Origin of the sequence: Chitinophaga sp. XS-30 (assembly GCF_008086345.1) — a bacterium.
Lineage (GTDB): Bacteria > Bacteroidota > Bacteroidia > Chitinophagales > Chitinophagaceae > Chitinophaga.
The window spans coordinates 4142375-4160440 of sequence record NZ_CP043006.1 but is presented as its reverse complement, the minus strand read 5'-3'; the positions used below and the strand labels follow the sequence as shown (position 1 = coordinate 4160440).

Here is an 18066-nt window from a genome sequence, read left to right as displayed (position 1 = left end):
TGTGTTTACCATTCCGCTACGCTGCCGTCTGTATGGCGCCACACGGGGTTGCGCCAGTTGTGCCCTTCCGTGGCCATTTTTCTGACATGTTCTTCGTTGATATCTATTCCGAGACCGGGTTTGGAGGGGATGTCCACATAACCGTCCTTATACTGGAATACGGTTTTATCGGTGAGATAGTCCAGCAGGTCGCTGCCCTGGTTATAGTGAATGCCCAGGCTTTGCTCCTGGATGAAAGCGTTGTGACAGGTAGCGTCCACCTGCAGGCAGGCCGCCAGGGCAATGGGACCAAGTGGACAATGCGGCGCGGCAGCTACATCAAAGGCCTCGGCCATGGAAATGATCTTTTTGCATTCGGTGATGCCGCCGGCGTGGGAAACATCGGGCTGGATGATGTCGGCATACCCCTCCTTCAACAGGGTTTTGAACTGCCACCTGGAGAACATGCGTTCACCGGTGGCAATGGGGATGGCTACGTGTTGTGCAATTTCGCGCAGGTCCTCATTGTTTTCCGGCAGCACCGGCTCCTCGATGAACATGGGGCGGAAGGGTTCGAGCGCTTTGGCCAGTATCTTGGCCATAGGTTTGTGCACCCGGCCGTGAAAGTCAATGCCGATGCCAATGCCCGGGCCCACGGCCTCCCGCACGGCGGCAATGCGCTGAATGGCCGCGTCTATCTTTTCATAACTATCTACGTACTGCAGTTCTTCCGTGGCATTCATCTTTACGGCCAGAAAGCCCTGCTCCGCCATCTTACGCGCGGCAGCTCCCACTTCGGCGGGACGGTCGCCACCGATCCAGGAGTACACCTTCATCCTGTCGTGCGCTTTGCCGCCCAGCAGCTGGTGGACGGGGGCGTTGTAATATTTTCCCTTGATGTCCCACAACGCCTGGTCAATCCCCGCAATGGCGCTCATCAGAATGGGGCCGCCGCGGTAGAAGCCCGCGCGGTACATCACGTTCCAATGATCTTCAATATGCATGGGATCTTTACCGATCAGGTATTCCATCAGTTCGTCCACTGCTGTTTTAACGGTAGCGGCTTTCCCTTCTATGACCGGTTCGCCCCAGCCAATGATCCCCTCGTCTGTTGTTATTTTCAGGAACAGCCAGCGCGGCGGCACCTGGAACAGTTCGTAGCTTTTTATTTTCATCTGTATGGATTTGTCTTTTTACTGCCTATGATGTCTTGCTTTTGCCTTAGTGAACGCTTCGCGTTTCATGAGGCAGGATAGCACCTCGCTGCAGGGCATCTCATAACGTCATGTTGTTTTTCAGGCGGTGGATATGTTTTCGTACCCAGGCACAGTACCAGTATCTCATAACATAACGTTGTTTTTCAGGATTGAATGGCGCGGATGAACTGCCGCGACTTCTCCGTGAGTTGCCGCAGGTACTCCGGCGTAACGGCGGCCTGTGCATTCACGAGTGCGCTGCCAATGCCAAAACCGGCAGCCCCTGCTTTCCGGAAATCGTTGATATTCTCCGGCGTAATGCCGCCCGTAGGCAGCAGGTGCATTTTGGGCAGCGGCGCCAGCACGTCTTTAATATAAGCAGCAGAAGTAGCCGGGAATACCTTGATCATGTCCGCCCCATGTTTCCAGGCAGCGTAGATCTCCGTGGCCGTATAGGCGCCCGGAATGCTTACAATGCCCAATTCTTTTGCGGTTTTGATCACTTCAGGCTCCAGGACAGGGGAGAGCACGAAACGCGCCCCCGCCGCAACCGCCTCCCGGACCATAGCGGCATCCAGCACCGTACCCGCGCCGATGACCATCTTGTCGCCCATTTGAGCGGATACTTCTTTGATGACGGCCAGCGGCGCGATTGAGTTCATGGTCACCTCCAACAGGCGGATACCACCCGCGTACAGGGCCTCCGCCAGCAGCGGCACGTCTGCCGGCTGTGCGCCGCGGATGATGGCAATGATCTTGTGTTCAAGGATTTGAGAAAGTGTAGACATGGAATTATGGGTATGGTTGAACAACGGAAAGATAGAAAGAAGTAAGTGTATTTTCAACATTTCTTAAACCCCGCAACGCATCTGCCGTAAAAGCAGCTATATTCCTGAGGGTTATGATATTATCCAACTTTATTATATATTTAGCCCGTAAATCCTTGATTTTAACAGAATAATATGGAAAAGCAGATAATAAACGACTGATATATCCTGTTTTAATCAGGTAATTTGTATTTTATCGCATTCTAACAACTGGTGTCAATTTGAGTACTATTTTTTACTACCTGCTGCTGCCGGTAGTGTATCTTATCAGCATTCTTCCCTTTCCGCTGCTATACCTGCTTTCGGATGTATTTTTCTGTTTGCTGTATTATGTTGCAGGCTACCGTAAAAAAGTCGTGCTGCAAAACCTGGCCAATGCGTTCCCGGAAAGATCAGCATCAGAACGTGCACGGATCTGCCGTGATTTTTACCGTTATTTCTGCGATCTGTTCCTGGAGACCTTTAAAACATTGACGATCAGCAAAGCAGCCATGATAAAGCATTGCGCTTTAACGCCTGAAAGCGTGGCCCTGTTTGAACGCCTGCATGCCGAAGGCAAAAGCGTTGTACTGGTGATGGGGCATAAAGGCAATTGGGAATGGGCCGGCAATACATTCAGCATTTTATGTCCGCAGCAACTGTACGTGGTGTATCATCCGCTGTCCAACAAACACTATGACGGGCTGATGTACAGGATGCGCACACGCTTCGGCACCAAACTGATCGCCATGAAGGAAACCTTCCGGGAAATGGTGAAGCTGCAGGGGGAGATTAATGCTACGGCGTTTATTGCCGATCAGTCGCCGCGCCCTGACAGCGCGCAATGGCTTACGTTCCTGAACCAGGACACCCCCGTATTTACCGGCACCGAGCGGATCGCATCAAAATTGAACTATCCCGTGGTATATGTTTCCGTTACCCGTGTAAAACGGGGATACTACACGGTTTCCGCCGAGGTGCTGGTGGAATCGCCGGCCCTTGAGCCTCCGGGAAATGTTACGGCCCTTCATACCGCCAGGCTGGAAGCCGATATCGTTCATCAGCCGGCTACCTGGTTATGGTCGCACCGGAGATGGAAACACAAAAGAACAACAACACCAGCAACGCTTAAAACAACGGAATGTTAGCAGGAAAACAACTCATTTTAGCCACCAAGCCCTATGCGCAGGAGCAACGCGCCCTGAGCTGGTGGTACACCATATCTACTTTAGGGCTGCTGATGGCATCACTTGCCGCTACAATGATGATGCCCTTCCTTTGGCTGCGGATCGCCTGCAGTGTGCTGTCCGGATTGCTTATTGTGAGAATGTTCGTGATCTATCACGACTATCAGCATCATTCTATTTTAAGGAACAGTGTCATTGCGGAAGGGATCATGACGGTATTCGGCATTTACATCCTGGCGCCGTCAAGTATCTGGAAGCGTTCGCACGATTACCATCATCAGCATAACTCGAAATTATACAGCGCCAGCATCGGCTCTTACCCCGTTGCCACCACCAAAAAGTTTGCGGCCATGAGCCGGCGGGAGCGCGCGATGTACCTGTTCACCCGGCATCCGCTCACCATTCTGTTCGGTTACCTGTTCATGTTCATTATCGGCATGTGCATCAATTCTTTCGTTGTCAGCCCCAGGCGCCACTACGATGCGTTGATAGCACTGCTGGTGCATGTGGCCGTGTCGGCAACCGTTGTAGTGCTTGCCGGCTGGATAGCCTGGGTGCTCCTGATATTAGTGCCCATCTTTATCGCCTGCGCGATTGGAACATATCTTTTCTATGCCCAGCACAACTTTCCGGGAGTCATCTTCAACACGAAGGAGGATTGGTGTTACGACGAAGCTGCGATGTTATCGTCCAGTCATATGGTGATGAACCCGGTCATGGCGTGGTTCACCGGAAACATCGGCCTGCATCATATTCACCACCTGAATGCCCGCATTCCGTTCTATCGTTTGCCGGAAGTGCTGAACAATATCCCTGAGTTACAGGCCGCCACTACTACATCACTTCGGTGGAAAGACATTCGCGCCTGCCTGAAACTGAAGGTATGGGACCCGGAATTACAGATGATGACGGGTTTAAAAGCGGCCCGGAGAAACGGGGAAACAGGCGGAATGGAGAGTGCGCGCTTGCTTAAACAGGTTATCTGGAGGCTTAAGGGGAAAATCAGCTGAACGGCAAAGGCAGCATTATTGACGGCGCTTGTTTATCGCGACAGGGAAAGCGCCGTTGTGCTGTTGAAAAGGGGAAACTCCGGCTCAGCATCTACCAGCGTCTCCGCCTGCTGATTTTACCGCTACCCAGGGCTATGGCCAGCAAGGCAACGAACATCCCCAGAACGATTCTCAGCACCCTGGCAATAATGCGCAAAAAATCCATCCCGGCGCTGGTAGAATTCCTGACAGGGATTCGGTTCCCGGAGCGGTAGTGAGCAGGAACATATCTTCCTTTTCGAAAATGACTTTTAACCCAACCCATATTTTTGGTTTTATGGCAATTGACAAGTAAGATGCTATTTAAATTCCTTCAGTAACGAACTGGCCGCCTTCAGACTGGAAATATAGTCGGATAGTGCCTTGACAAATAATTGGGAGTAGTCCGCGTGGCTAAAACAATACACTTCATTAAGCCCGGTTTTTGTGGTCAGCACCAATTGGCCATATAGATAATTGTCTGAAAAGCGGCGGTCCGGAGAGCCGTCCTTATTGACTTTATACCAGGTGTGTCCCACAACCCGGGAATCATCAGGCACTATCTCTGTTTCAATAAATAACGCCGGGCATGATCGGGAACTCTTTTCTAAATTTCCATTCCATAGTGAATTGGTTGACAGGTGAAGGTATAATAAGCACAAATATTTGGAGTCTATTCAGGCTTTACCAAAAGCACTGAATATGCTTCGCTACATGTTTTTACAAGCCGATCTGCTGATTCCTTTCCGAACAAAATTGTTCTATTTTTTTGACAATAGTTAAGGGGAAATTTCCTGTTTTTGGGAAATAGAAAGGCCGGAGGTTTGAATCCTCCGGCCTTTCAACATGTGGCAATATTATCAAGAATGTGGCTTAACCTGCCAGTAAATGACCGCTTACAAAAACAAGCGCAGACGTTAAGGTATCTGGTCTCTTACGCATCGCACATACAATCCGAAATGTTTATCCAGCGCGCATCTCATGACCGTTTTATTATCGATATGCACACCGCGCCCCCAGATGGCCGTCTGATCGTCCCGCGAGTCCCTCACATCCGCTTCCGTGGCACTTGCCATATAAGTAAACTCGCCCATTCCGGTAAAGCGGCCATCCCTGGTCCGGTATCCGCCCAAAAGTATCCCCGTACCTGAAGGAACATTGCCGGTGTTCCATACGGAATCACTTCTGAACAACACTCCGGCCTCATCCATACCTAGAAATTCCTCCAGTTTAATCCAGTCATCCTGCGTAGCAATACGCCAGCCAACAGGCGCTAACCCTCTCGCATCGTTCACTGCAAACCAGTTATACATGCGGCCGTATGTGAGGACTTCACCCGTGTCGTTCCGGTAATAACACCATGCCGGGGTACCTTCGCGGCCCGCTTTTTCCCATTCCGCTGCGGACCTGGCATGCGGAACCGAATCTCCATTTCGGAACGTCAATACTTCCAGATTATCCGCAGACCATACCTGTTCCCCGATCTTTACACTTGTAATTTGCGCCCCTTTGTCATTATCCTGGCAATATAGGGATTGACAGCCAAGCAAGATAAAATAGCCTGATGCAAATAGCAGACGTCTCATACAACCGGATTTTTGATAAAGATAAGCATAGTCTGATTACATTTTCCCTGTGCAAGGTACTTACCGGCGCTTGCTATTAGAATATCCGTCTGTTTCCGGGGCGTATTTGTAAGGGAAATTGTCTTGAGCTTTTCAGGGAAAATGAACAGGACCAGTTTGTCAATTAAGACTGATTCCTTTCTGCGATCCCGCTGGCATCCGGACGTTTTCGTGTTTGATATCCAAAAAATGGGTAAAATCTGCCATGGTCATAAAATTATCAATTTGATAAGAATGAGTTGCCGGGTAGTACGGGCGCCCATTTTTATTGTCTTCATACCGGCTGGTTTACTGCTGAGCTATGGTATCAAAACGGTGGTTACAACCGTCCAAAAAACAATTGTCAGGCAGGTTCAGAATAAAAAGAAGAATATAGTTTGCATCCGATAGCTTAGCAGTATAAAAGAGAAAGAAAACATCGATGGCAATGATGCGGTTCAATTTGACGATAGGAACTCAACTAAAGAATAAAGAAGGCGCCTCTATTTTGAGACGCCTTCTTTCCCCGCCAGCCAAAGCGTCAGCGGCTGTTTTTAATATTGATTGGTTTTCGAAATGAACAACGTTCTTATTGCACCGGCTCAGGATTTCTCCCGCGCAATTTCAATCATGGCCGATAATTCTTCTACAGCAATCTCGTTCAATCCACCGAAACCGGAAACGTTGAAGCGGATATTGCCTTGCGGATCGATTACGATTTTAGTAGGAATGGCACTTACACCGTATAATTTGGCGACTTTGCTTTCCTGTGTGGATTTGTCGCGCAGGTCCATCAGTACCTCAAAGGAAAAATGGTTGTCTGTAACATACTTTTTTGCGGCGGCCGTCGGGTCAGCTTCTCCCTTGTCCATTGTGTGTATGAAGAGGAAGACTACATTGGTGTCCTTTTTGTACTTATCCACCGCCATTTGCATGGAGGGGAATGAAGCCTTGCAGGGACCACACCAGGTAGCCCAAAAGTCCATAACCACCACTTTCCCTCTCAAATCAGCAAGAGATACGGTCTTCCCGTCCACATCCTGTAGCGTAAAACCGGAAGCGGGCTTGCGAATGGCCTTTTTCATAGCCTCTCCGCGAATTTTAAGCCTTATATCTTTGAGGAGTGCATTTTTCCGTTCTTCGAACCCATCCGCGGAGCCGTGTACGGCTACATAGGCATCCCGGTAAGCTGCATTGGCTTCCCTGTTCGCAAAATTCGCCTGCAACGCATCCTCGATCAGGGGGAAAGCTTCTTTAAACCGTTTTGTGGCAATCAGCGCACTCAGGTACGAAGATGCTACCAATGCGTTTGCACCACCGGCATACTTTTCCTTGATGAACTGATAGGCTTCTTCCTTCTTGCCCTGTTTTATCAGCGTATTCGCGTAGCTGGCAGCTGCCATACTCAGGTATCCCCGGGTCTGCCGGATAGCGTGCTGCGCTTTCCTGCTGGTGTCATTGGTCTTTGCAAGCGCCTTGTATTGGGCGTCCATGGAATCGATCGCCGGTTTGAGGCGTGCGGCCAGGTTTGCCGGATCAATGGCCGGCAGCCGTATCAATTCGAACAAATAAAGATCCTGCGAATTCGATGACTTCAACACATCCAGGTAATGCCACATTTTTTCCGCATTGTCTTTCCGGGCATATTCCGAAGCCAGTCTCGATGCAGCAAAAACCGGAGCAGGCTTCTGCGGGTATTCTTTTCTTGTTTTCAGATACAGCGCTTCCAGTTTCTCCACATCTCTTTCCGACTGCATGTTATTCGACAGCTGGATGTGCCGCAACTCTCCCCGGGGAAATTGTTTTATACCCGTCTCCAGGACTTCTTCCGCTTTGTCACTCATCCGTTTTACCGCATAGTAGTTGTAAACGAATATCCGGTCTTTCTCGGACGGGCTTTCCTGCAGGGAACGCAGTTTTGCGTTCAGTACTGCGGTGTCTTCGATGGAGGACAGCTCATCTATCCTCTTCCTGGTCTCTGCCCAGCTATCTTGTGATTTTGCTTCAATTGCGGCGAAAATTCCTGCCGTCAATGCCAGTATTTTAAATAGTTTCATTGGTTTCCTTTTTGAAGTTTTTTTTCATTATCAATCCCTGTAACTGAGATGTGCGATCTCGCCAAACCCTGTGAAGATGTTCGTGGCGGCATTGCCTGTTACATCACCAAGGTTGTCAAGATCGAAATAGTGCACTTTTCCTTCCTGGCCGTCGGTGGTGGCCACCACCAGGCGTTTGCTCGTAGAGCGCAGCAGCTTCATATCCGCGATCTGCACGCTGGCAGGAAACGAGAATACCGGCCTGGAACTGTTTGCAAGCATATCGTACAGGTAGATCTTGTTGTTTGCGGCGTAATACAGGTGTTTGGCCACGCTGGACGTGGTAAACGAAGTGGCCTGTTCAATATCCGGACTGTTCCCGATCTTTTGGTTCATACCGGGCGTAGTGCTGGACAAGGACAGGATATACCGGCCGTCGGCACCTTGCATGACGAAGTAATACTCGTCGCTGTAGGCGCCCCTCACGCCGTAATCGGAGGCCAGCATAGTCATGCCAACGTTCCCCATATTGAAAGCCGCTGCATCGCTCCCGGATGCGACCGTGAGTTCGCGATCCAGGTAGCTTGCCTGCATGAAGCGTTTGTGCTTGTTGTCGTAAAATAATGTAGCCGTCTGGGAAGAAGTGATGATGGCAGGGAACAGCGTGTAATCGCCGGGGAAACGGTCTGAAAAGGGCTTCAATACCTCCGCGGGAAAGAATAGAGGTCCAAGCCCCGCATGGAGTCCTCCATCGGCGATGATATACTGGTCGATCGCTGCTTTACTGATCGCATAACAGGGTAGGGAAGAGAACTGCTTGCCTTCGGGGAAAATATCGGTCGTAATACCATTCTGTACGAGATCGTTGGCATTGAAACGATAAACGCCCTGGTCGGTAAAGAAATTGATCAGTGCCATACTGCCGTAGGGGTCAATTGCCGCGAAAGCTCCAAGTGCCTTGCCGGGATAGGTAGTATTATTGATAAGCTCGGCGGGGTTCAGGAACAGTTCGCCGTCTTCCCGGATAAACGACAGCTGGGCTTTACCGTTCTTGCTGTTGGAAACCAGCCATCCTTCGTAGAAACCACCATTTACCGTCAGCCGGTAAATCATAAAGGAAGCGATGCCTGTTCGGTTATTGGTCACTTTATATTCCAGTTCGTACCTGCCCGGCTGGAGTATGATATTTATGTCCAGGTCCTTGTCACGGGAGAGGATAACGGTATCGCCTCCTACCTGCCAGGCTTTCCATTGATAGGAATAGCTGTCCTGGGAAGGAACGGATTCCGTCAATATCGTTTCCACCTTCAAGGTTTCGAACTGGGTTACGGTAAAGATTGAATCCGCGGTTTTGACGGATACCGTGTTCTGCTTTTCAAACCGATAATCCTGCTTGTCTTTCTGGCAGGCGGTGAATAGCATGACGAAACCTATGCATAAAAAAATGTGTCTTAACATGTCTGCCGTTTTTCAGTTAAAATGTTACGTGGTTACCATTTTCGTCTATCAGCGGGCCATTGGCGGCTTCGTATTCCTGCAACGCGTTCCGCAAACGGACGGGCAGGTTGTAAATGCCGCTGGTGCCCAGCGCCTCGTATGAAAAATCGGTGAACCCCGTTACCTGGATCATAAACCTGAACTTCGCCGCGCTGAATGGTCCGAACGCGCTTTCCACATCGGGCCAGTAGGTGGGTTCCACGAGCTTGTTGGTGATCTTCACCAGTATTTTCGACAGGTTGTAGCTGCCGCCTATTTCCTGTCCCACGGCTCCCGGGCTGAAGTCCTTGCTTTCGGTCACCTCGGCCACAAGCCTGAACTCGTTGTCCGCCATTTCTGGCGTATTCATTACGATAACGGGATAGTCCACCGTCAGGGCGCCGGCGGGGAGCGTGTGTTGCGGGAGGATGAAGTCCACATCCGGGCGCGCCGTAGTACCTGGCCCGGCTTTCACCGCGATGGTCCTGGGATAGTCTGTCGCTCCGCCCACCACGCGCATCTTCAGGTAGATGGTATCCTTGTCGATGGGGGCAGGAGAGAAAGCGAACGAGTAGCTTACGCTGTCGATCTCATATTCGCCCACGTAGAACGCAATACCGTCGCCCCCGCTGTAATCGATCAGCCCATCCTTCTGGCACGAACAGCAGAACGCTGCGAGGCATGCTATGATAAAGTATCTCATGCTTGTTTTTTTAATTGTAATTGGGATTGAATTCCAGTTCCGAATCGGGGATAGGCAGCACGTATTTGCTCAGCGCAACGTTGGTGTTCATGAACTGCATCCTGGCTATTTTCCTGCGTTTGTAGTAGAAGAACAGCTGTCCTTCGGCATAAAATTCTTTCTGGTATTCCTTGGTGATCTCGTTTTGCAATGCGGCAGCTGTGATGGAACCGGGCGCCAGTTCGGCAATGCCCCTGCCTTTCCTGACCACGTTCAGGTAAGCAGCGCCCTCCGCGGGGGTAGCCGCGGATTCCGCCATGATATAGTACATTTCGGACAACCGGATAGCCGGCACATATTGGTCGAGCCGGTTGGAATCCAGTGTATTGGAAGCGGTGTAGGTTTGCCAGTACTTCGAGGGAAAGGGCGATCCGCCGTCCTGCTCGATGCGGTACAAGTACCGGAAGTCTGTGCCGCCGCCGGTGGATGTTTCGTAAAGCGTCTGGAAGTTGCTGTTGGAGCGGGTGAGGCGCATGTTGGCGTTTCCGTAGAACCGGAAATACTCGTTATTGACCCAGTTCAGCATATCGCGCACACGGATGCAGAAGACCTGCTCGGTAAGGTACAACCGGTCCCGGAAAGCCGGGGCTGCCGAAGCACGGGAGAAGGTAATGAGAGGAAATACTGCAGGGCTCACCACTTCCTCCGCGGCATTGAAAGCACTTTGCATATCTCCCGCGTACAGCCGGATGCGGGCTTCCAGTGCTTTCAGTGCGTAGTAATTCATTTTGATGCGCCTGTTCACAGCACCGGTCAATATCGGATCGTAGTCTTTCAGCAGGTCCTGCGCTTCGGCCAGGTCCTGCAGCGCCAGGCTCACCACTTCTTCCGTAACGGAAGGCACCACGGGATTCTGGTCCACCGTCTTTTTGTATGGCACGGCCTTCTTCCCGGCACCGGCGGTATATTCCTGGCCGAATATCCGAAGCATGTCGAAATGCAGCAGGGCCCTCAGGCCCAGGGCCTCGGCCCGTATCGTGGCGTAACCGGCGTCACTGAGCACATTCCGCTTCGATTCCGTATTCAAAATCACCTTGTTGGCGCCGGCAATAGCAGAATAGGCGGCGCTCCAGATTGCATTGGTGTACCCGATCACTTCTCCCGATGCATAATTCAACGCACGCGTTTCGAGGAAAGGCGCACCCGCACCGGAAACGGAATAGTTCTGCGCCAGCGCCGACATAAAGCCCATAGTGAGGTTATCGCCGTACAGTGCCCGGCTGGCGAGCTGGGAATACACGCCCGTGAGCGCTTGCTGGAATCCGACTTCCGACAGGAACAATTCCTCCTCCGACAAAGTGGATTTGGGCGCAACGTCCAGGTATTTGTTGCAGCTCGCAAGTGCGGCGGCAAGCAACATAAAAGAGATATATCTGAATAGATTTCGCATGTCATTCATTTTATAAACCAACTCTTAAGGAAAGCGAATACGTCCGGGAAAAGGGGTTGCTGGTGCCCCGCTCGATCTCGATCGAGCTCAGCCGGAAAAGATCGTTCGTAATGGCCGTAACCTGCAGGCTCCTGAACCCGAGCCGCCTGATGAAAGCGCTCCGGTAAAAATTATAGCCGAACGATGCGGATGTCAGCGTCAGATTATTATCATCCTGCACAAAACGTGAGGTAAGTTTAGTCGGTACGGTAGATACCCCGATCCGGGTGTATTTGCTGTGATCACCCGGGCCGGACCAACCGAGGTCGTACGCCCGCCTGTCCACATTCCAGCTGGGGTCCACGGATTCCACCCGGTCAATCAGCGTCTGGTTGTACAATTGCCCGTCGAACTGATAGTTGAAGATCAGGTTCATCTCGAAGCCTTTGTAAAGCAGGTTCGTGCCGAAGTTGCCGTTCCATTTCGGAATGCTCACGCCGTAAGCCACTTTATCAGCCGCATCCCATTGATAAGTCTTTTCCCCGTTCCGTTTCAGGAACACTTCGGAACCTGTAGCGGGGTCCACACCAAGCGAAGGGACCACATAAATGGCATTGATGGACTGTCCTTCCTCGAACAGTACATTCGGCACCAGTTGCGCTTCGTTGCCGGCGTTCAGCTTGTCATTGGACGCCTTCAGTTTGTTGGAGAGTTTCTTCAGGATGTTCCTGTTCGAAAACCCGTTCACATTCACCGACCACAGCAGTCCTTTCGATCTGTCTTCTATCAGTTTCATGCGTGCGGAAAACTCGATGCCGGTGTTCTCGATCTCGCCCAGGTTTTCACTGAAGCTGGAAAAGCCGGTCGACGGAGCAAGCGTGATCTGCGTCAGGGCATTTTTCGTGTTTTCCCTGTAGAGGTCCACCCGGAGGTCGAGCCGATCCCCGAACAGCACCGCATCAAACCCCACGTTGGCCTTGTACACGTTCTGCCAGCTCAGGAAATCGTTGCCGAGCCCGATGAGCGTGGCGCCCAGCTCGCCATAGTAGCTGGTGCCCACACCAAAGCTGTATCTCGACCTGGCGCTGTACGCCGGTATGTTCAGCGAGCCGGTGGTACCGTAGCTGGCGCGCACTTTCAACCTGTTCACGACATCGCTGGTACTGAACCAGTCTTCATTATGCAGATTCCAGCCCACGCCTGTAGACCAGAATGTGCCGTACCGCTTGTCGGCCCCGTATTGGGAAGAACCGTCGCGGCGTGCGGAGACGTCCAGCAAAAAGCGGTTATCGTAACTGTAGCTGCCGCTGAACACTACACCCAGCCGCCGCACAGTGCTTTCATCGCCCGCGGGCCGGCCGTTGGCTTCGTATTGCGCGGCAAACAGCAGGTTATCGAGCCGGTCATACGGGAAGCCCTGGGTGACCATGGAATAGTACTTGTTGGTAGAACTGGAAAAATTGAAGCCCAGAGTGGAGAACAGCTGATGCTTGTCCGTAGTAAGATTATAGTTGGCTGTGGTAAGACTTTCGTAACTATGACTATCCTCATCTCGGACAGTGTACGAGCCTTTCTGGTTCAGATCAGTAATGGCATCGAAGCGGCTATCCTGGGCACTGAAAAACTGGTCGGCCCCGGCGCTCTGTTTGTTGAGGCTGAAGCTGGACTCGATATAGAAATTCGATGCTGGCGTATAACGCACCTGGAAGTTGTTGGATATCCCGAAATATTCGGAACTGTTCACCGAATTGAGGCTGGCATCGTACAGGGGGCTGGGTATCCTGCTGTAGGTATTGTTCAGCCGGTGGATCAGCACATCTTCCAGCAGCTTTTGGGGATTCCCTTTTTCATCATAAGGCGCCCAGTAAGGGTTCAGCCGCACGTACTCGCTGAATTCGCCGTAAGGCGATTCATTGGCCTTGTTCTGGAACAGGCGGATGGAATTTTTGAATTGCACCTTTTTCATGAGGTAACTCAGGTCGAACTGGCCGGAGTAATTCCTCCGGTCCTGGCCTTTCATGACGCCGTTCTGCAGGTCTGCCATTACCTGAATACCGTAGCGGATCGATTGGTCGCCGCCCTGCAGGTACAGCGAGCTGCGGTTGCTGTAGCCATTCTGTACGGGGATAGACAGCCAGTCGGTATTGACGCCGCTTTTCGTGGCCTTGTACCGCTCGTTGTACAGCACGTCTCTTGCATGTTGCGTTTGTGCGCTTTCGGAAGTATAAACACCCGCCCGTTTCTCGAAATCGAGCTTCTCTTGCGCGTTCAGAAGGTTGTACACGGAAAGGTCGGGTGTGGTAAAGCGGAAGTCGTTATTGAAGGTAACCTGGATCTTTCCCGGTTTGGGCGTGATGGTAGTAACCACCATCACACCGTTGGCACCGCGGGAACCGTAGATCGCCGTTGCGGAAGCATCTTTCAGCAGGGTGATGCTGTTGATCAGGTTCATATCGAGGTCTACGATACGCTGGAGGCTCACTTCGAATCCATCGAGAATGAAGAGCGGCGCATTCGGGTTGTTGGAAAGCTCGCCGCTCAGGTTCGGGAACGAGTTCTGGCCACGCATCTGGATCTCGGGCAACTGGTTGATGCTGCCGCCCATCACATTATTTGGAACGATGCGGAAAGACGGGTCCAGCGCGGAGATCGCCGCAAATATATTATTGGCGCTCACTTTCTTCGCCTCTGCGCCCGAGATGGTTTTGGACGCGCCGGTGAAATTTTTGACAGAACGCTGGAACATCCCGGTAACAACTACCGTCTCGATATTCTGGATCAGACGGGCCAGCCTCACGGTAATGGTCCCGTCGGAATTGACAGCAAAACTGCTTTTGCCGTTGCCTTCCGTTTCTTCCGGCCGCCCGTTTACCTGCACCGACATTTGTTCGAAAACCGGTGTTGTTCCGCGCATCCTGATACCGGCGGGTGAATAACCTACCGACGAAAATACCACCAGGTCCCCGTCCTGCAGGTTGTCCATTTTAAAACGGCCCTGCCTGTCGGCCATTTGGCCGGAGGGTTTGCCCATGATAGAAACAGAAACGCCGTCAAGAGGATTGCCCTCCATATCTGTCACCCGCCCGGATATCGCCAGGCTGGGCGCATCAGCGTTTTGCGCGGCGGGCTGCCGGAGTTTGGCCGGCGTGATATTGATGGTGTTGTCGCTGATCCCGAAGTTCATTCCCTGCCCCTGGAGCAGCTTGTCCAGGAAATCATGCAGCGGCATGTCTTTCGCCTGTATCGACACTTCGCGCGTTTCTGCGACCTGAACGATGTTTTTTGAGCTGAAGAAAACGAAGTAACCGGTTTGCCGTTGCACATCCCGTAATACCTTCCTGATGGTAACTTTCTGTCCGTTGAACGTGACGTTTTGCGCGACAACTGCTGCCCTTACCTGGAAAAGCGCGGCTAGTAGCAGGACTACTGATAGCTTCATCACTAATATGATTTTGGTTAATCGCCGGTTTGGGACAGGCTGCCGTCGTGGCCATAGCTTCCCCAAACCGTACTCCGAAGCGGTTTTTTGCATAACTTGCATCAAGTTTGGTTGATAAATAATTAGTGGTCGAAATCGCTAAAAAAATCAGCTGTAACATCCGGGAGTGGTCTCAACACTTCCGGTTTTTTTTGCATTTTACATGCGAAGAATCCGGGCATATTCTCTTACGCCCGTATCTGAAGTGGCCTGCTATTTAGAGATGATCAGTTTATTTCCATTTTCGATCCTGAATGTCAGGTCCGTTTTTTCGAACAGCCGGATGAGATTGTTCAGGCTCATTTTGCGGCTTACCTGTCCATAGAACGGTGCATCTACCGGAACGCCGTCTTCGATCACCACATCGATGTCGTACCAGCGCTCGATCTGGCGCATGGCTTCTGCGAGGGGTACATCCTCAAAATCGAACGCCCCGTCCTTCCATGCCAGTGCTTTTTCCGCGTCCACGTTCAGCACTTTCAGGTCTCCGCTTCCGGATCGCGCTTGCTGCCCCGGTTGCAATACCTTCCGGTCGTTGCCTGCCTGCACGCGCACGGAGCCTTCCAGCAGCGTCGTGTACACATGCGATTCGTTATCGTAAGCATTGATGTTGAATTTTGTGCCCAGCACCACCACTTCATCCCCGTTCCTGAGCGTGGCAATGAAGGGATGTTGCGCATCCTGGCGGATCTCGAAGTACGCTTCGCCGGTAACTGCCACCCGGCGCTCATTGCCGGAAAATACGGTCGGGAAGCGGATGGAGCTGCCTGCATTCAGCCACACTGCAGATCCGTCGGGCAAAGCGATCTGAAACTGCTGGCCTTTGGGTGTAGTGATCGTATTGAAACTGTTGGCCTGCTGCCCTTCGGCGCCTTCCTCGTAGCGGAGCTGTCCGTTGGACAGCACAACGCTTGTGCCGTTCTGCTGCGCCACCATACCATTATGGAAGCTGTCAAGCGGAACCTGGGTGCCATCTGCAAGGGTGAGCATTGTCACACCCCGGGCAGGCATAATATTGACGGAATCAGCGGAAGCCAGATCTGTGGAGTTCCCGGCAGGTGTGCTCAGGAGGAAATATCCGCCCAGGGAAACGAGCACGGCCGCAATGGCTGCAGCCCAGCCCCAGCGGCGAAGGAAAGGAATCCGGCGAACAACGGGCTCCCGGCCGGCGCGGATCGCCTGCAATACTGCCGCAGGTTGCAGCGGAGCCGCTGGTACTTCGCGGGTGCTTACCTGCTCGTACAACGCAGTGAGGAGCATCTTGGCCTCTTCTTCGTTGGCAGGATCACTGAGCCACAGCATAAGCTCATTCTCCTCTTCCGGAGTGCAGGCGTTGGCGACATATTTGTCCCATAAAATGTGCAGATGTGCTGGTGTCATAAAATTCCCCCCTATATTAAAAAGACAATTGGCCTTCCCCTGCGGGTAGGCCGAATCAAAAAAAAAATCGCGGATCTTACATATGTTTATTTGTCAATCCTATCCAGCTGAATTTCAGTATATATATCCCGGAGGGCTACATGCAATAAATGGTAATGGCCAGGGTCAGCAGGTGTGCGTCCAGGTAAATACGGATACCTTGCAGGGCCTGCTTCATGTGATATTTTACGGTATTGATGGAAATCCCGAGTGCATTGGCGATCTGCTGATAACTCATGTCCTGGCCGCGGGACAGTTTATAAACGGCGCGCTGCTGCTCCGGCAATTGCGCGATCGCTTTTGCAACGAGCGCGTGAAACTCCTTCCATTCCAGGGTTGCTGAGGTGGAATCATCGCCATCCTGTATATTTTCCGCTATCCGGTTAACAATTACCTTTTCCATGGCGAGCCGCTTGAGATAGTTGTAGGCTTCGTTCCTGGCTACGGTTTTCATCCATGCGGGAAAAGAATCTACAGTAGGAAGGGTTAGCCGGTGCTGCCAGATTTTAATGAATACGTTCTGGGTGATCTCTTCGGCGAGGAATTCGGACCTGGTAACGGCGAGAGCATAGTAATAAATATTGTCCTTGTGATACTCAAACAATTGCGTAAAAGCTTGTTCATCACCTTTGCTCATCTGCAAAAGCAGATCCAACTCACTATTTCCCGGCGTGATTGACAATAATTTAAAAGCGTTTAGATAAAAAAGGTAAGGAAAGTTCAGCCCTGAATCCTTCAGCAGGTGTAAATATAGTCGATTTAAAAATACACGCAACGGCAGGCCGCTTATCGTCTCCTGGAAGTATCACTGCATCTTCTCGCCGGGCTATGCGGATTAAACGGTTTTGCAGGATAGCGACCGTCATCATGCGTTTATCAATTATTGATCTATTTTTATTGTTTATCAATAAATATTTACTATTTTTACTTCAACTTTAAAACTGAGCCACATGGAAATCAAAATTACCAGCAGGCAGACATTGAATGTATTGCTTATCCTTTCATGGATAATATTCGCAGGTCTGTGCATAGAAGCTGGCGGCTTTATTGCGAACGCCATTTTTGCAATTGCTAACCCGGCTGTCGTTACGCGTCTTTGGCAGCAAATTGATCTGTCGGCACTATTTGCTTACGACCACGGGCATTTTTTTGCGGTGACCTTGATCATGAGCATTGTTGCGGTAATGAAGGCCTGGTTATTTTTTCTGATCATCAGGATCCTGCATAAAAAGGACCTGGATATGTCCCAGCCTTTCAACAAGAAAGTGCGGATCTTTATTTTTCAGCTATCATATGTGACGTTAGTGATCGGTTTGTTCTCCTGGTATGGTGTTAAGTACACCCGGTGGATGGTTGAGCAGGGGGTCAGCATGCCCGATACGTTATACCTGCGATTAGGCGGGGCTGACGTGTGGTTGTTTATGGCGGTTGTATTATTTATAATCGTACAGATCTTTAAAAGGGGAATTGAAATTCAATCAGAGAACGAATTAACAATATAGGGCATGCCGATTATCGTAAATCTTGATGTCATGATGGCTAAACGGAAAATGTCGCTGAATGAACTTTCAGAGAAGGTCGGCTTAACATTGTCCAATCTTTCGATCCTTAAAACCGGTAAAGCGAAAGCCATACGTTTCAGTACACTTGATGCTATTTGCAAGGTGCTGGATTGCCAGCCCGCCGATATCCTGGAGTATAGAGAAGAACTATCATAGCTTGAATGTCATTCAGGCTAATGTTTCC

The 18066-nt window shown here is 51.1% G+C and carries 14 protein-coding genes; 4 read left to right on the top strand and 10 right to left on the bottom strand.

The annotated features are described in order from the left end of the window. Positions 1-5 precede the first annotated feature (5 nt). Together dgoD and FW415_RS16940 are read right to left on the bottom strand one after the other, a co-directional pair. Positions 6-1154: a galactonate dehydratase gene (gene dgoD / locus FW415_RS16945; RefSeq protein WP_148387416.1), complete on the bottom strand. Its 1149-nt coding sequence runs from the start codon at positions 1152-1154 to the stop codon at positions 6-8. 185 nt (positions 1155-1339) lie between these two features. Then, entirely contained in the window at positions 1340-1963 is a 624-nt protein-coding gene (locus FW415_RS16940) for a bifunctional 4-hydroxy-2-oxoglutarate aldolase/2-dehydro-3-deoxy-phosphogluconate aldolase (RefSeq protein ID WP_148387414.1), read from the bottom strand. A gap of 260 nt (positions 1964-2223) precedes the next feature. On the opposite strand from FW415_RS16940, the gene FW415_RS16935 reads away from it, so the two are divergent. Together FW415_RS16935 and FW415_RS16930 are read left to right on the top strand one after the other, a co-directional pair. Beyond that, positions 2224-3129, top strand: coding sequence for a lysophospholipid acyltransferase family protein (locus FW415_RS16935; protein WP_148387412.1), 906 nt, complete (start codon positions 2224-2226; stop codon positions 3127-3129). Next, the gene (locus tag FW415_RS16930) at positions 3123-4178 is read left to right on the top strand and encodes a fatty acid desaturase (protein WP_148387409.1); all 1056 of its coding nucleotides are present in this window, start codon (positions 3123-3125) and stop codon (positions 4176-4178) included. Before FW415_RS16935 ends, FW415_RS16930 begins: the two co-directional genes overlap by 7 nt. A gap of 935 nt (positions 4179-5113) precedes the next feature. On the opposite strand, the gene FW415_RS16925 is transcribed toward FW415_RS16930, so the two are convergent. The 8 genes from FW415_RS16925 to FW415_RS16890 form a co-directional block, all read right to left on the bottom strand. Further along, positions 5114-5782, bottom strand: coding sequence for a fibrobacter succinogenes major paralogous domain-containing protein (locus FW415_RS16925; protein WP_148387407.1), 669 nt, complete (start codon positions 5780-5782; stop codon positions 5114-5116). Between the two features lie 620 nt (positions 5783-6402). Further along, complete coding sequence (locus tag FW415_RS16920) at positions 6403-7857, bottom strand: TlpA disulfide reductase family protein (RefSeq protein ID WP_148387405.1); 1455 nt, start codon at positions 7855-7857, stop codon at positions 6403-6405. Between the two features lie 30 nt (positions 7858-7887). Continuing rightward, positions 7888-9294 (bottom strand): PKD-like family lipoprotein, encoded by a 1407-nt coding sequence (locus tag FW415_RS16915; protein ID WP_148387402.1) that lies wholly within the window; start codon positions 9292-9294, stop codon positions 7888-7890. 16 nt (positions 9295-9310) lie between these two features. Next, positions 9311-10015, bottom strand: coding sequence for a DUF4843 domain-containing protein (locus tag FW415_RS16910; RefSeq protein ID WP_148387400.1), 705 nt, complete (start codon positions 10013-10015; stop codon positions 9311-9313). Between the two features lie 10 nt (positions 10016-10025). Then, positions 10026-11444, bottom strand: coding sequence for a RagB/SusD family nutrient uptake outer membrane protein (locus FW415_RS16905; protein ID WP_168208852.1), 1419 nt, complete (start codon positions 11442-11444; stop codon positions 10026-10028). A gap of 10 nt (positions 11445-11454) precedes the next feature. Next, on the bottom strand, positions 11455-14862 hold the full coding sequence (locus FW415_RS16900; RefSeq protein ID WP_168208851.1) for a SusC/RagA family TonB-linked outer membrane protein: 3408 nt from the start codon (positions 14860-14862) through the stop codon (positions 11455-11457). A 252-nt stretch (positions 14863-15114) separates the two neighbouring features. Continuing rightward, positions 15115-16281: a FecR domain-containing protein gene (locus FW415_RS16895; protein ID WP_148387394.1), complete on the bottom strand. Its 1167-nt coding sequence runs from the start codon at positions 16279-16281 to the stop codon at positions 15115-15117. 136 nt (positions 16282-16417) lie between these two features. After that, positions 16418-16957, bottom strand: a complete 540-nt coding sequence (locus FW415_RS16890) for an RNA polymerase sigma factor (protein ID WP_148387392.1) — start codon at positions 16955-16957, stop codon at positions 16418-16420. Between the two features lie 313 nt (positions 16958-17270). Here FW415_RS16890 and FW415_RS16885 point away from each other — a divergent pair, with 313 nt between their 5' ends. Next, positions 17271-17822, top strand: a complete 552-nt coding sequence (locus FW415_RS16885) for a DUF2975 domain-containing protein (RefSeq protein ID WP_148387390.1) — start codon at positions 17271-17273, stop codon at positions 17820-17822. Between the two features lie 3 nt (positions 17823-17825). After that, positions 17826-18038, top strand: coding sequence for a helix-turn-helix transcriptional regulator (locus FW415_RS16880; RefSeq protein ID WP_148387388.1), 213 nt, complete (start codon positions 17826-17828; stop codon positions 18036-18038). Positions 18039-18066: the final 28 nt, after the last annotated feature.

Excerpts from the sequence above, each read along its gene's own strand:
- dgoD (WP_148387416.1), bottom strand. The coding sequence starts at position 1,154 with ATGAAAATAAAAAGCTACGAACTGTTCCAGGTGCCGCCGCGCTGGCTG.
- FW415_RS16940 (WP_148387414.1), bottom strand. The coding sequence starts at position 1,963 with ATGTCTACACTTTCTCAAATCCTTGAACACAAGATCATTGCCATCATC.
- FW415_RS16930 (WP_148387409.1), top strand. The coding sequence starts at position 3,123 with ATGTTAGCAGGAAAACAACTCATTTTAGCCACCAAGCCCTATGCGCAG.
- FW415_RS16925 (WP_148387407.1), bottom strand. The coding sequence starts at position 5,782 with ATGAGACGTCTGCTATTTGCATCAGGCTATTTTATCTTGCTTGGCTGT.
- FW415_RS16920 (WP_148387405.1), bottom strand. The coding sequence starts at position 7,857 with ATGAAACTATTTAAAATACTGGCATTGACGGCAGGAATTTTCGCCGCA.
- FW415_RS16915 (WP_148387402.1), bottom strand. The coding sequence starts at position 9,294 with ATGTTAAGACACATTTTTTTATGCATAGGTTTCGTCATGCTATTCACC.
- FW415_RS16910 (WP_148387400.1), bottom strand. The coding sequence starts at position 10,015 with ATGAGATACTTTATCATAGCATGCCTCGCAGCGTTCTGCTGTTCGTGC.
- FW415_RS16905 (WP_168208852.1), bottom strand. The coding sequence starts at position 11,444 with ATGCGAAATCTATTCAGATATATCTCTTTTATGTTGCTTGCCGCCGCA.
- FW415_RS16900 (WP_168208851.1), bottom strand. The coding sequence starts at position 14,862 with ATGAAGCTATCAGTAGTCCTGCTACTAGCCGCGCTTTTCCAGGTAAGG.
- FW415_RS16895 (WP_148387394.1), bottom strand. The coding sequence starts at position 16,281 with ATGACACCAGCACATCTGCACATTTTATGGGACAAATATGTCGCCAAC.
- FW415_RS16890 (WP_148387392.1), bottom strand. The coding sequence starts at position 16,957 with ATGAGCAAAGGTGATGAACAAGCTTTTACGCAATTGTTTGAGTATCAC.
- FW415_RS16885 (WP_148387390.1), top strand. The coding sequence starts at position 17,271 with ATGGAAATCAAAATTACCAGCAGGCAGACATTGAATGTATTGCTTATC.
- FW415_RS16880 (WP_148387388.1), top strand. The coding sequence starts at position 17,826 with ATGCCGATTATCGTAAATCTTGATGTCATGATGGCTAAACGGAAAATG.